The organism is Agrobacterium vacciniicorymbosi (assembly GCF_040427045.1).
Taxonomy (GTDB): domain Bacteria; phylum Pseudomonadota; class Alphaproteobacteria; order Rhizobiales; family Rhizobiaceae; genus Agrobacterium.
Map to the genome: position 1 here is coordinate 26,817 of NZ_JBETMF010000005.1, position 13,941 is coordinate 40,757.

The following is a 13,941-nucleotide window of genomic DNA, read 5'->3' on the forward strand; positions in this document are numbered from 1 at the left end:
TGCAGCCCGGCGGCCAACGGCAATTTATTGTGCTTCTTATTAGACAGATATTCGAATAATTGTCAAACATGTATGACATGTTGTTTTTGAGGTATTGTGGTTTTGGACAGCTGGGCTTGGTGCCATTGATGTCCGTAAAGCGAAATCCTTCACTTTCCTGGTTTTGCATCTAACGGTAATCGTCTAAGAGGTTCAGACCTCTCCGCTCATCGTCTGCCCAATCAGAGTTCCCAATGCCTCCTCAGTCCGTAGGTTATCTTTACGCGTTAGCGGCTTTCACTATTTTTGCTGCGCAGGATGGCATCTCGAAACATCTTGGTTCCGCCTATCCGCCCATCTTCGTGACAATGCTGCGCTATTGGGCCTTCGCCGTTTTCGTGACCATTCTTGCTTTGAGATCGAAAGGCGGCATCCAGCAGGCTGTCGCCACGAACCGGTTCTGGCTACAGGCAAGTCGCGGCGTCATTCTCGGCGTCCAGATCGTTCTTTCGATCATATCCTTCGCGGCTGTGGGTCTGGCTCACACCCACTCCATTCTCGCCTCCACGCCATTGATCGTCGCCGCTTTGTCCGTCCCTATTTTGAACGAGCAGGTGGGCTGGAAGCGCTGGTCGGCCATTCTCGTCGGCTTTCTCGGCGTCCTCGTCATTCTCAAACCCGATGAAAACGGCTTTGACCCAATATTGATCGTGACATTTGCCGCAGCCTTCCTGCTTGGCCTCTACGGCGTGCTGACGCGGCTCGCCAGCCGCACCGACAAGGCGATGACAAGCTTCTTCTACACCGGTGTTCCCGGCGCTATTGCCTTGACGCTGGTCGGCCCGTTTTACTGGGTGAATATGGTGCCGTATGACTGGGGCTGGATGCTGGCGCTCTGCATAACCGGCATGAGCGGCCACTATCTGCTGATCCGCGCTTTCGAGCTTGCTGATGCCGCGTCCGTCCAGCCTTTTTCCTATTATCAACTGGTGCTGGTTTCCATTCTCGGCGTCAGCTTCTACGGAGAAGTGTTGAGCACGCACATGGTGGTCGGCGCGGTAATCGTGGTTGCCGCCGGCCTTTTCACCATATGGCGGGAGCAAATGGCCGCCCGCAAAAAGCGACTGGAGCAGTTATAATACTGCTTCAGGCTGGATTGGCGACGCGGCTTTCGTCGATGCTTCGCAGCGCAAGAGCATGCCATAGAGATCACGCGGCTCGTCGGGGTCTGCCAGCAAATCCAGTTCTTCGTAAAGACCCGTCTCGGCAAGCTTCGATCTGACATAGCGAAGCGCAGAAAAGTCTTCAGTGGCAAAGCCGACGCTATCGAACAGCGTGATCTGCCGATCTGTCTTTCGCCCAACCGTTTCGCCGGTAATCACCTGCCAGAGCTCGGTCACGGGATGGTCCGGCGCCAATTGCTGAATTTCGCCTTCAATTCGGGTCTGTGGCGGGTACTCCACGAAAATATCGGAGCGGAGCAGAATATCCTTGTGCAATTCGGTTTTCCCCGGGCAATCTCCGCCCACCGCGTTGATATGAACCCCGGGGCCGACCATGTTGTCTGTCAGGATAGTGGCGTATTGTTTATCCGCCGTCACGGTCGTGATGATATCGGCACCTTCGACCGCCTCTTCCGCGCTCTTGCATATCGTCATCGAAAAGCCCTGCCCCTCCAGATTTCGCTGACATTTGAGGCTGGCGGCAGGATCGATGTCATAAAGCCGGAGCTGATCGACGCCCAGAATAGCCTTGAAAGCGCGGGCCTGAAATTCGCTCTGCGCGCCATTGCCGATAATGGCCATTGAGCGCGCATCCTTGCGGGCGAGATATTTCGCCGCGACTGCAGATGTCGCCGCCGTCCGTAGCGCTGTCAGGATCGTCATCTCCGTCAGCAGCATCGGGTAACCATTACCAACATCCGAGAGAACACCGAAAGCGGTTACCGTCTGTCGACCCTGTCTGGTATTTTTCGGATGCCCGTTGACATATTTGAAGCCGTAGAGCTTCCCGTCACTGGTTGGCATCAATTCTATAACGCCCTCTTCCGAGTGAGATGCGATCCGTGGCGTCTTATCGAACGTCTCCCAGCGGCGAAAATCCTCTTCGATCGTATCGGCGAGTTCACGTAAAAACGTGTCGATGCCGACCGTCAGAACCAGCTTCATCATGTTATCGACGCTGATGAATGGGACGATGTTGAGATTGGGTGTTGCTGTCATGATCCTGCTCCTCTCAACCCGCTCTCGTCGGGCGGTCCATCACGCGCTTGCCCATCAGGCTTGCGGTCAGGTCCACCATCAAGCGTGCTGTACGCCCACGCTCATCAAGGAAGGGATTGAGCTCCACCAGGTCGAGACTGGAGACCAAACCGCTGTCACACAGCATTTCCATAACCAGATGCGCTTCGCGGAACGTTGCGCCACCAGGCACGGTGGTTCCGACAGCAGGAGCGATTGAAGGATCGAGGAAATCCACGTCGAGGCTGACATGCAGCAGGCCGTTCGCAGCTGCGACACGCTCCAGAAACGCACGCAACAGCACACCCATGCCGTGCTCATCAATCATACGCATGTCATGAATGGTAACGCCGGTTTCGCCAAGCGCTGCGCTTTCCGCCGGATCGACGCTGCGGATGCCGATCATGCAGATATTGTCTGGATCGACGGGGTTGGTTACCGGCGGAAAGTAACCTTCGAACCCTTCGCGACCGCTATAATAAGCGACCGGCGTGCCATGCAGATTGCCGCTGCGGGTGGTCTGCAATGTGTGATAATCCGTATGCGCATCCAGCCATAAAACGAAAAGCGGCCGCCCCCGCTCTGCGGCACGCCGCGCAACACCTGTTACGCTGCCCGCCGAGATGGCATGGTCGCCGCCCAAAAATATCGGCATCGCATTTTCGCTTTCGCGGTAGGCAACCTCCACCAACGCTTCTGTCCAGGCCACCGTTTCCGAGAGATGATGAACGGCGCTGTTGGGATGGTTGAACTCGCGAAACACAGCGGGCGCGACATTACCGACATCCACGACAGAATGACCCAGCTCATCCAGAGCCGTTTTCAACCCGGCAATGCGAAGCGCGCTTGGCCCCATTTCGCAACCCAGTTGGCCTGCACCGATTTGCAGCGGTACCCCGATAAGCCTGCATTCCATGACATTTCCCCCTATACCGTTCAGGGAATTTCACCACGGCAACGTGGCAGATTGAACAATGAATATTGGCAAAAGAGTCCGCATAACTTATCATTTTGATAATTCGATTTATCATAATGGCGCCAATGGACGATCTGGATAAAAAACTTGTCACGCTTTTGCGTCACAATGGCCGACGCAGCATATCCGACCTTGGGCTGGAAACAGAGACATCGCGCGCAACCGTGCGCGCCCGCATCGAGCGGCTGGAGCAGAGCGGCGCGATCATCGGTTACACGGTCATATTGCGCGCCGATGCTGTGGAAGAGGCGGTACGCGGCATCATGATGATCGAGATCGAAGGGCACGTTACAGATCGTGTCATTCGCGCACTTGGCGGGTTTCCGGAGATTTCGGAAATCCACTCTACCAATGGCCGGTGGGATTTAATTGTGGAACTCAGCGCTTCAACTCTGGGGGATTTCGACTCGGTTCTGCGCCGCATTCGTCTGGTTCCCGGCATTACAGGCAGCGAAACCAGCCTGCTGCTTTCGACTGCGCGCTCCACGAAAGCCAGACTGTAAAGATTACCGCGCCATTGCAACCAACCTGCCGCTCGAGGGCTGGCGGATGATGTCCATCGGCACATCGTAAATCCGCAACAACTCGTCGGTGTTCATGATCTCCTTCGGCTTTCCATGCGCGATCAAGCGTCCGGAGTGAAGTGCAACAATTTCGTCGCAATAGCGCGCGGCCATGTTGATATCATGCAGCACCATGATGATACTGATGCCCTTCTTGCGGCACAGGTCGGCGGTCAGTTCCAGAACATCCAGTTGATGGCCGATATCAAGAGCGGAGATCGGCTCATCCAGCAGAAGGCAGGTCGCGTCCTGCGCAACCAGCATGGCGAGCCAGACGCGCTGGCGCTCACCGCCCGATAAACTGTCCACCATGCGATCTGAAAACTGGCTAATGCCGGTCAGTTCAATAGCCTCATCCACCTTGTCGCGGTCTTCCTGCCCGAAACGTCCGAGCGCGCCGTGCCAGGGGTAACGACCAAGCGCGACGAGTTCCTTGACCAGCATGCCGGGTGCAGATGGCGTGCGCTGCGGCATGTAGGCAAGCCGGCGCGCGAAGGCCCGGTTGCCCCAATCGCTCAAAGCTTTGCCCTCGAATTCAATCGAGCCACCCGTCGGCATCTGTTGGCGTCCGATCAACTTGAGGAGTGTCGATTTGCCAGACCCGTTATGACCAATGAGTGCGATGGATCGGCCAGAACCAAGTTTCAACGTCAGTGGATGAAGCAACGTTCGGCCTTCGACCGCAAAAGACACGTCCGACAGAGACAGAAGTGGCGCATCGATAGGCGTGGACTCTTGCTGGGCATTCAAAGGCATTGGAATTCCGCTGGGTAGATTTCGAAGATTGAGGAGCTCGATCTTTGGCCAAGTTGGAGCAGGCCGTCAATATCGCTTGCGGGTCGCCTGTTGAATACAACCGGAAAACTTGATAAAGAGCCGCAACTTTTAGCGCTTTATATCCCTCGAGTCCGTAAATGACCTTTCAGCCGAGAATGCAGAACCAGATTGAAGGCTTCTCTGTTGTGGGAGGGCTGCGCCGCCGATACTGGAATGGCATCACTGCCGATCTGTGGGATGTGGAATGCGCCAGCTATGCAGGCGGGCATTATATCGCCCGCGATCCACGTCTCTTCATTCTCCTCGACCAGCGCGGCCGTGGCCGCCCCGCCGTCAAGCGCTCGGCGCGAGAACCGGGAATGCCGCAGGATTCCCATCTGAGCCCGATCTCTTACGTCCCGGCGGACATGGACCTTTGGGTGGATATCAAGGATGTCCAATCCATTCGCCACCTCGATATCCACTTCGATGTCGATGCCATCAGCCGCCGTCTGGGTGATGATCTCGATCCCTCGCTTCTGAGAGAACCAAAACTTCTCTTCGCAGACAGCCGGATCGTCACATTGGCGCAGTTGATTGCCGCCGAAATCGCCAGTTCCGATCCGCTGCACGACCTCTACGGCGATGGCCTGGCGCTCTCACTATTGATCGATGTCTTCAAGCTTGCCAAGGCGCAGCCCCGCAAACGCGGTGCGCTGGCCCCTTGGCAACTGAGGCGCGCAAAAGACTTCATCGAAGAACATTGCCTGCGCAATATCAGGCTGGAAGAACTGGCCGCAATCACCGGCCTGTCGCAATCGCATTTCAGCCACTCCTTCAAGGCGGCCACTGGCGTCGCACCGCATGATTGGCAGATGAGTGCGCGGTTGGAACGCGCGAAAGACCTGCTCAAGTCCGGTCGCCATATGTTGACGACTGTCGCCGCAGAAACGGGTTTTGCAGATCACGCCCATTTCAGCCGTACGTTTCGCAAGCATACCGGGCTGACGCCTTCCCAGTGGAAAAAGTCACAATGTGAATAAAAACCAGTGAGCAAATGCGCTTGAGCGTGAAATTTGCCCAAATTCGTTCAATTCCCGTGCATAGGGACAAGCAGATAAGTTAAATCTGAGTTAACCACTCACCTTATCGAGAGGCCGCCTGAGAGAGCGGCATGAGTGGGGCGCAGAGTGAAGACATTGATCAAATCTTCCGCAATGAAAGCGGGCCTGTTGGCAGGCGTAGCAACGATTGTTCTCAACACCGGAGGACAAGCCTGGGCGCAAAGCGCAAGCGACACCGGCAACACGACAACCCTCGCCCCCATCATTGTCCAGGGCAACAAAGAACAGGGCGGCACCGGGCCGGTGAAGGGCTACGTTGCCAAGGAAACGACGACGGGATCGAAAACCGACACGCCGCTGAAGGAAATTCCTCAGTCTGTTTCGGTCGTGGGCACACAAGAAATGAACGACCGGGGCGTCCTCGATAAGGTGGACCAAGCCCTGCTCTACACGCCGGGCGTATTTGCTCAGCCTTTTGGCTCAGATCCAGATACTGACTGGATTTACGTCCGTGGCTTCAATGCCAGCCAAACCGGGCTCTTTCTCGACAATATGGCACTAACGAGCCATGCCTTCGGAAACTTTCAGATCGATCCATCTATGCTGGAGCGTGTCGAGGTTCTCAAAGGCCCGGCATCCGTTCTGCTCGGCGGCGCCAACGCTGGCGGCGTGATCAACATGGTGCGCAAGCGTCCCTCGGACGAACCATACGCCTATACTGAGATCGGGATCGATAGTAACGCAAACGGTTTCTTCGGCTTTGATTTCTCAGATAAAGTGCCAGGAACAGAGTCCGTAAACTATCGTTTAACCGGCAAACTTTCCGGCGGCAAAGGTTATTCCGATAAGCAGGAAGATATTCGCGGCACGTTTATGCCCCAGATCACCTTCCAGCCAGATGACACCACCAGCCTGAACATCTGGGCCTATATCAGTCATCTGGACCAGACGCATACCTCAAACGGACTTCTCCCCTATTCCGGCACCGTTGTCGCCAACCCATTCTTTGGCAAAATCGACCGAGACGCATATTTCGGACGCAAAGACTTCGACATCGGCTTGGCGACGCAGGCACTGACGGGCTACGAATTCCAGAACGAATTCGAAAACGGGTGGAAATTCACGCAGAATATGCGGCTTGGATATCTCAACAAGCGAGAACGCCAGCTATACCCCTTCGACTTCGCCAACCAAGCAGATGACGAAGTTATGATGTATGCCGATGATGTCCGGTCGAAGGCATATTCCGTCAATATTGATAACCGTCTTGAAAATGAATTCGAACTCGGAGGCGCCAGCCACAAGCTGATGGCTGGTTTGGATTATCGCTCGTATCGACTCGACAATGATCAGCTGGCCACACCGTGGGGTGCATATCCAACTCCAATTAATCCAGATGACCTGCCATACAACCTGCCTTTACCGCCGCTTACACCTTTCACGCATCAGGTTTACACAATCCGCCAAGTTGGCGTTTACGCGCAAGACCAGATCAAATTCGGCGAAGGATGGATAGCGACACTGAATGGCCGCTACGACTATCTCGACAGTAAAGTCGATGACCGTCTCGGAACCGGCGACTTCTCAAGAAACGATGCCGCGTGGAGCGGTCGCGCGGGTCTGGCCTATGAATTCGACAACGGTATTACCCCCTATGCCAGTGTTTCGACATTCTTCAGCCCACTCGTGGGAACATCGTCAGACGGAGCACTAAAACCGGAAGAGGGTGAGCAGTACGAAGCTGGCGTCAAATATGAGCCAAGCTGGCTTGATGGGAGCCTGACAACTTCCGTATTCCAGATCGACAAGAAGAACTATACCGTCAACATAGCGGGGACGTCTAACAGCAGGCAGTTTGGTGAGGTTCGTTCCCGTGGAGTTGAGGTCGAAGGGAAATTCAACCTGACGGAAAATTGGAAAACAATTGCGTCGGCCTCCTATACCGATCTTGAGTTCACCAAAAATCCCGGCGATCCCAGCATGGAGGGGCTTACTCCTTTGCTAGTCCCTAATTCGCAAGCGTCGCTATGGCTGGACTACACCGTTACGGAAGGCCCTTTGACAGGCCTCGGCCTTGGTGCGGGCGTGCGATATCGCGGCAAGTCTTGGGCTGACGACGCCAATACATTGCGTGTTCCAGACGCAACTGTTTTTGATGCCGGAATTCGCTACGAAAAGAATGACTGGAAGGCTTCGCTCAATGTGACCAACCTCTTTGACAAGGAATATGTTGCCGGTTGCAACACCATGTCCTTCTGCGGTTATGGTGAAGCGCGGACCGTCAGTCTTAAACTCAGCAGAACCTGGTAAATGCTTCTGCGAAAGTGGCGCAACAATGCATTTAGAGGGAAGGTCCGAGAGGGCCTTCCTTATTATCGTTGGAGGCAGATGTGAATTCCCGTTTTCTGTTCTCCCGTCGAGCCTTTCTCGCAGGCGCCACATCGTTAGCAATCACGCGCTCTGCGAATGGGGAAACGCTGCCACGAACAGCGACGCTCGATTGGGCCTTGCTTGAAACACTTCTCGCCTTGGGCTCCAATGTCGTTGCAGGGCCGGAGCTTCGGCAATTTCGCGAAGTGGCGGTCGAGCCGGCGGTGCCGGAAACGGTTGCCGATCTGGGGCTGCGGGGATTGCCCAATCTGGAAACACTGTCCTTCGCCAAACCTGACATCATCTTCAACTCCAATTTCTACGCCTGGGCTGATCCTCTGCTGTCCGGCATCGCGCCCACACACAATCTTGGCATCTATCTCTCTGGCGAAGACCCTTATGTCATGGCTCAGCGGGCGACGATGGCTTTGGGGAAGCATCTCGACATCACATCCAAAGCCGAAACCTATGTTGCGGGTACCGCCCAGCGGCTGGTCGATCTGCGAGCAACATTGGCGACACGTGATCGACGTGCCGTGTTGCCCATCAATCTCGGCGATTCCAGGCATTACCGTGTATTCGGCTCAGACAGCATGTTCGGCTCTACGCTAAAGCGGCTGGGATTGGAGAATGCATGGACCGGGCAGACGGCCTATTCGGCAGCTGCGCCCATGGGCATCGAAACGCTTGCCTCCATGCCGGATGCCTGGATCATTCTCATCCCACCGCACCCGCTTGATGCGATCACGACTCTGGAGCGCAGCGCCTTCTGGAGCGCCCTGCCCGTCGTTCGGGAAAAGCGTGTCATCACGTTGGGCTCCATCAATCCCTACGGAGCGTTGCCTGCCGCGCGTCGTTTCGCCGAAGAGCTTGCGAAAGGTCTGACCGATGCCCGGAACGGCTAGTGCAGCCTCGATGGCTTCTGGCTCCCGTCGCGCCATGATTTCTATGGTGGCGATTTTTGCCGCGTGTGCTGCGATGCTAGCGCTTCTCATCGCCACAAGGCCAACGGTGCCGGGGGATCCGGTCACAGCAAATGTGCTCGGTCAAATTCTGCTCTGGAACAGCCTGCTTCCGCGAACCGTCATTGCACTTGTAGCAGGTGCCGCGCTTGGTTTGGCCGGTGCGCTGTTGCAACGGGTGCTGCGCAACCCCATCGCGGATGCGTCCACGCTTGGCATTGCCGCCGGAGCAGAGCTTGCGCTGGTAGCAGGCCTCAGCTTCTCGCCGCTTCTGGCCGGATTTTCGCGTGAACTGGTGGCTTTCTCTGGCGGACTTGTCGCCGTCGGCCTGGTATTGGCGCTGTCGTGGCGGCGATCATTCGATCCGGTAACGGTTGCGGTTTCGGGTCTCATCGTCAGTATGATTACCGCCTCGCTCACCATAACCTTCATTCTTGCGCGTGGCGAATATGCGCTTTCTGTCAGCATTTGGGGTGCGGGTTCCCTGAGCCAGCAGGATTGGCAGGGCGTGCTGTCTTTGGCACCCCGGCTCTTCATCGGCGCCATCGCTGCCGCCATCCTTATTCGTCCTCTCAACGTGCTGGCATTGGATGATACAAGCGCCAAAAGCCTTGGCCTCTCGCTTGACTGGCTGCGACTCGCCATTCTGTTGCTTGCCGTCTGGCTGGCAGCTTCCGTCACTGCCACCGTGGGTGTCATTGGCTTTCTTGGACTTTCCGCGCCCGCAATCGCAAGGCTTTGCGGTGCGCGAACGACGGGGCAAGTGTTGATAGCAGCACCGTTTACGGGCGCCGCCCTGCTGTTTCTCACGGATGCGATTAGCCAGTTGCTGGGCCCCGGCTTTTCCGATCTGGCACCAGCGGGTGCCGCAACCGCTCTCATGGGCGGGCCTGTCCTGCTTTTTCTCTTGCCACGGCTGCACGCCATCTCGCCCGTCACCGCCTCCGCATCTTCCACAGAGCTGCGCTTGGCACGGCCTAATTTATACATCGTTTGTCTGGCGGTGTTGATCGCTCTGCTCATGCTGGCGGCACTTGTGGTCGGCCCCTCCCCTACAGGCTTGCGCTTTGCATTTGGACAGAGCCTATCCGAGCTCATGCCCTTCCGGCTGCCGCGCATTCTGGCTGCTGGGGGTGCGGGTTCACTTTTGGGAGCCGCAGGCTTCATCATGCAGCGCGTGACGGGAAATCCCATCGCGAGCCCCGAAGTGCTGGGCGTTTCGGCAGGCGGTGGCGCTGGACTGGCAGCCACGCTCTATCTTTTCGGCTCCGCATCGCCAACTGTGATGCTGATGGGTATGGCACTGGGGGCGCTTGCGGTGTTCTCCATCATGATCGCCATCACCGCAAGCCGCGAACTGTCCGCAGAGCGCCTGCTTTTATCCGGCATTGCCATGAGTGCGATATCCATGGCCATCGTCACCATTGTGCTGGCGCAAGGCGATATGAACGCCTTTATTCTGCTGATGTGGATGGCAGGATCGACAAATCGTGCTGGTGCATTCGAGGCATGGACATCACTAAGTGCACTCGTCCTATTCGCGGCACCACTGCTGTTCATGAGCCGCTGGTTGACGATACTGCCACTGGGCTCCGTCGTCTCGAAGGGCGTTGGCCTTGGCCTCACATCCTCACGGCTCACCCTCGCTACCCTCGCAGCGCTGATGACGGCGGTCGCCTCTTTTCTCGTTGGTCCACTCAGCCTTGCCGGACTTGTCGCCCCGCATCTTGCCCGCCTGATCGGGATGACCGGCGCGCGCCAGCAGCTTTTGGCCTCGCTGTTGATCGGCGCTGCCATGTTGATCGGCGCCGACTGGCTGTCGCGCGTCGTCATCTATCCCTATCAGGTGCCAGTCGGCGTGTTTGCGGCTCTGATCGGCGGGCCATATCTTTTGTGGCTCATCTCCCATACCGGAAAACGGTAGGGGCGCGCACATCAGGCCACGCGATTTCCCTCACGCCAGACACCCGCGATGAAGGGCGGCAGTCCCTTTGTGGCCCGAACTCGGACAAGATCAGCGCGACGACCGATCTCGATCCGTCCGCGATCATCCAGCTTGGCCGCTTCCGCTGGGTTTGCAGAGATCAACCGGATTGCTTGGGGCAAGTCGATGATCTCTTTCTCCCAAAGCGTGAATGCTGCCTGCACGAGGCTGAAGGGCACATAGTCGGACGAGAGGATATCCAGAGCACCCTTTTCCAGAAGCTCGAGCGCCGAGACATTTCCGGAATGAGAACCGCCGCGAACAACGTTCGGCGCACCCATCAGCACTTGAAGACCGGCCTCACGCGAAAGCTGTGCGGCCGTGACCGTCGTCGGGAATTCAGCCAGCGAAATGCCAAGGGCGATCCCTTCCGCCACATGCTCGGCGGTCGCATCATCATGGGAAGCGATGGATATGCCCGCTGCGTGACAACGCTGCGCAATAAGCTGCCGGTGTTTTGCCGAATACATTTCAGATTGCGCGATGCGTCGTTCGCTGAAGGCAGCGAAATCCGCGTCTGAGAGCTTCTTCTTACCCTGATAATAGATGCGATAGGCTTCGAGACTGACGAATTGGCGCTGGCCGGGTGCGTGGTCCATCAGCGACGCGAGCTTCACGCGGTCATTGGACTTGATCTCATCGAAATGCTCCGCAGCATCAGGCATCGATACCTCGCAGCGAAGATGGATGAAGTGTTCCGCGCGCAAGCGGTTTGCTGCCGTTGCCGCCGAAATGGTCTGCGCCATGGCCGACATATCGTCCGAACCAAGTTCGGTATCACCATCCATACCAACCCGCAGAGCATCGAACACAGTCGTGATGCCAGCCGTGGCGATCTGTCCGTCATGCGCCTGAAGGGCTGCATCCAGATTCCAGCGCACTTTCGGGCGCGGCTGGACGTGGGTTTCTAGGTGGTCCGTGTGCAGCTCGACGCAACCCGGGATCACGAAATCACCATCCAGATCCGTGCCCGAGGATGAGTTGCCCTGAGTGACATCGGCGATCTTTCCATCGCGGACGAGCAAGGTGCCGTTGATGATTTCCTGCGGGAGAACGATGGCGCAATTGGTGAAGACGATATCTTTTTGCATGATGTTCATTCGGTTGATGTGCCGTCACGAAACGGCTGTGGAGAGCGAAATAGTCGCAGCTGGGCTCAGATCACGATACGGCGGAGTTGCTGCGAAATAAGGTCCATCAGTGTCACCGTCAAAACCACGATGATGATGATGGCGGATGCCTGCGGGTAATAAAAACCACGGATCGATTCAAAGAGAACCTGACCAATGCCGCCAGCGCCGATGAGGCCCAGCACGGTTGCTGAACGAATGTTCGATTCCAACCGGTAGAGCGAGAAGGAAATCCACAGCGGCAAAACCTGTGGAATGACGCCGAAAATGACTTGTTGAATGCGCGATGCACCGGTCGTGCGGATGGCCTCGACGGGACGCGGATCAATGGCTTCGACCGCTTCGGAAAACAGCTTTGCGAGAATGCCTGTTGTGTGGATGAAAAGGGCCATCACACCGGCAAAGGGACCGAGCCCGACCGCCACCACGAAAAGAACCGCGAAGACGACTTCATGAATGGCACGGAACATGTCCATCAGACGTCGCACCGGCTGGTTGATCCACCAAGGTGCCATGTTGTGGGCAGAGAGGATGCCGAACGGGATCGACAGAAGCACGGAAAGGAAAGTGCCCCAGAGTGCGATCTGAACCGTGACGATCATTTCTTCGAGGTAATATTGCCAGGTGCTGAAATCCGGCTTGAGGAAATCCTTGGCATAGGCGGCCATGTTGCCGCTGTCGCTGAACAGATAGGTCCAGCGTCCCATCTCGGCAGGACCCCAGCTGATGACCAGCGCGGCAACCAGCCCCAGCGTGAGCAGTCCATTGCGCAGGCCGCCCGGCTGTTTCGCTACCGCCATGGGCATCGCTTTGTTTTGCAGGGATGTTTCACTCATTGTCGTCAATCCGGTGCCAGAGGGCTGGGCGGGCCTTTGGACCCGCCCAGTAGATTTTGGAGAGATCAGGTCTTGGAAGCCGTTGCGAGTTCGGCTTCGAACTTGCTCTTCTGTTCCGTCAGATCCTTGACCTTTGCAGCCTTGGCTTCAGCGGAAAGCGATGCATCGGCGTTCGCCTGGGCAATCGACTTCGACAGCTCCATGACGCGGATCGGCAGAAGCTGCTTGTCCGTGGAAGCGCGGAACGGTGCCCACTTCAGACCGGCCAGTATCTTCTTTTCTTCGGCAACATTTCCGGTGGACTTGTCGGTGCCGTATGTCAGGAAGAATTCGCGGATCTTTGTCTTGGTGTCGTCCGACAGGTCCTTGCGCCATACGATTGGGTCAGACGGGATCAGCGGCGAGCGCCAGACTTCGCGGATGTTGGCGAAAGCGTCCGGCTTGTTCTGCTTGATCAGCGCCATGTTCTCGGTGTTGTTGGCAGCAGCATCGACCTGCTTGTTGGCAACGGCCATGGCATTGGTTTCATGGTTGGCGTTGGTTACGTTCTTGAAGCAGGACTTCGGGTCGATACCGCGTGGGCCGAATACGAAGGTCATCGGCACGAGGTAACCGGAAGTAGAGTTTGGATCGCCGAGACCAAAGTTGAGCGACTTGTCGCACTTCAAAACGTCGTCGATGGTCTGGATCGGGGAATCCTTGGGAACGATCACAACGGACCAGTAGCCAGGCTCACCGCCGACAGCAACGCTCTGCACGAAGACTTCGCCATTGGCGCGGTCAACGGCTTCCATGGCAGACTTGTTGCCGTACCAGGCGATCTGCACCTTGTTGAAGCGCATGCCTTCGATAATGCCGGCGTAATCGGAAGCGAAGAAGGCCTTGACGTCTAAACCGGTCTTTTTCTTCATGTCGGCCAGAAGCGGATCCCAGCTGCTCTTGAGGTTCTGCTGAGACTCGGTCGAGATGATGCCGAAATTGATCGTGTCCTGAGCAAGCGCTGCGGACGTCATTGTAAAGGCGATAGACATCGCCGCCATGCTTTTCAGTATCGCGTTCATGAGAGGTCTCCGATAACAGG

The 13,941-nt window shown here is 56.7% G+C and carries 11 protein-coding genes and 1 pseudogene; 6 read left to right on the top strand and 6 right to left on the bottom strand.

The genetic code is table 11. The features are described from left to right. The first annotated feature begins 233 nt into the window (after positions 1–233). Positions 234–1,118, top strand: coding sequence for a DMT family transporter (locus ABUK73_RS09370; RefSeq protein ID WP_353577041.1), 885 nt, complete (start codon positions 234–236; stop codon positions 1,116–1,118). On the opposite strand, the gene ABUK73_RS09375 is transcribed toward ABUK73_RS09370, so the two are convergent. Then, positions 1,113–2,201: an ornithine cyclodeaminase gene (locus ABUK73_RS09375; RefSeq protein ID WP_353577042.1), complete on the bottom strand. Its 1,089-nt coding sequence runs from the start codon at positions 2,199–2,201 to the stop codon at positions 1,113–1,115. The two genes, ABUK73_RS09370 and ABUK73_RS09375, sit on opposite strands and share 6 nt — an antisense overlap. Before the next feature lie 13 nt (positions 2,202–2,214). After that, a complete protein-coding gene (gene rocF, locus ABUK73_RS09380) occupies positions 2,215–3,135 on the bottom strand; it encodes an arginase (protein ID WP_353577043.1) in 921 nt (306 codons plus the stop codon). 125 nt (positions 3,136–3,260) lie between these two features. On the opposite strand from rocF, the gene ABUK73_RS09385 reads away from it, so the two are divergent. Then, positions 3,261–3,698 carry an Lrp/AsnC family transcriptional regulator gene (locus ABUK73_RS09385; protein WP_353577044.1) on the top strand — a complete coding sequence of 146 codons (438 nt, stop codon included), beginning with the start codon at positions 3,261–3,263 and terminating at the stop codon, positions 3,696–3,698. A 3-nt stretch (positions 3,699–3,701) separates the two neighbouring features. On the opposite strand, the pseudogene ABUK73_RS09390 reads toward ABUK73_RS09385, so the two are convergent. Then, positions 3,702–4,454 (bottom strand): annotated as a pseudogene (locus ABUK73_RS09390) (ATP-binding cassette domain-containing protein); the annotation flags it as partial. Positions 4,455–4,672: 218 nt separating this feature from the next. Here ABUK73_RS09390 and ABUK73_RS09395 point away from each other — a divergent pair. From ABUK73_RS09395 to fhuB, 4 genes are all read left to right on the top strand, one after another. Then, positions 4,673–5,557 (top strand): AraC family transcriptional regulator, encoded by an 885-nt coding sequence (locus tag ABUK73_RS09395; protein ID WP_353577046.1) that lies wholly within the window; start codon positions 4,673–4,675, stop codon positions 5,555–5,557. 147 nt (positions 5,558–5,704) lie between these two features. Further along, positions 5,705–7,888, top strand: a complete 2,184-nt coding sequence (locus tag ABUK73_RS09400) for a TonB-dependent siderophore receptor (RefSeq protein WP_353577047.1) — start codon at positions 5,705–5,707, stop codon at positions 7,886–7,888. Between the two features lie 80 nt (positions 7,889–7,968). Next, positions 7,969–8,853 (top strand): ABC transporter substrate-binding protein, encoded by an 885-nt coding sequence (locus ABUK73_RS09405; RefSeq protein ID WP_353577048.1) that lies wholly within the window; start codon positions 7,969–7,971, stop codon positions 8,851–8,853. Positions 8,854–8,863: 10 nt separating this feature from the next. Then, positions 8,864–10,834, top strand: a complete 1,971-nt coding sequence (gene fhuB, locus ABUK73_RS09410; protein ID WP_454892349.1) for a Fe(3+)-hydroxamate ABC transporter permease FhuB — start codon at positions 8,864–8,866, stop codon at positions 10,832–10,834. An 11-nt stretch (positions 10,835–10,845) separates the two neighbouring features. Here the strand turns inward: fhuB and ABUK73_RS09415 are convergent, their stop codons facing one another. The 3 genes from ABUK73_RS09415 to phnD form a co-directional block, all read right to left on the bottom strand. Then, on the bottom strand, positions 10,846–11,985 hold the full coding sequence (locus ABUK73_RS09415; protein WP_353577049.1) for an alpha-D-ribose 1-methylphosphonate 5-triphosphate diphosphatase: 1,140 nt from the start codon (positions 11,983–11,985) through the stop codon (positions 10,846–10,848). Positions 11,986–12,050: 65 nt separating this feature from the next. Further along, positions 12,051–12,860, bottom strand: a complete 810-nt coding sequence (gene phnE, locus ABUK73_RS09420; RefSeq protein ID WP_113086561.1) for a phosphonate ABC transporter, permease protein PhnE — start codon at positions 12,858–12,860, stop codon at positions 12,051–12,053. A 65-nt stretch (positions 12,861–12,925) separates the two neighbouring features. Then, positions 12,926–13,921 carry a phosphonate ABC transporter substrate-binding protein gene (phnD, locus tag ABUK73_RS09425; protein ID WP_353577050.1) on the bottom strand — a complete coding sequence of 332 codons (996 nt, stop codon included), beginning with the start codon at positions 13,919–13,921 and terminating at the stop codon, positions 12,926–12,928. Between the last annotated feature and the right edge of the window lie 20 nt (positions 13,922–13,941).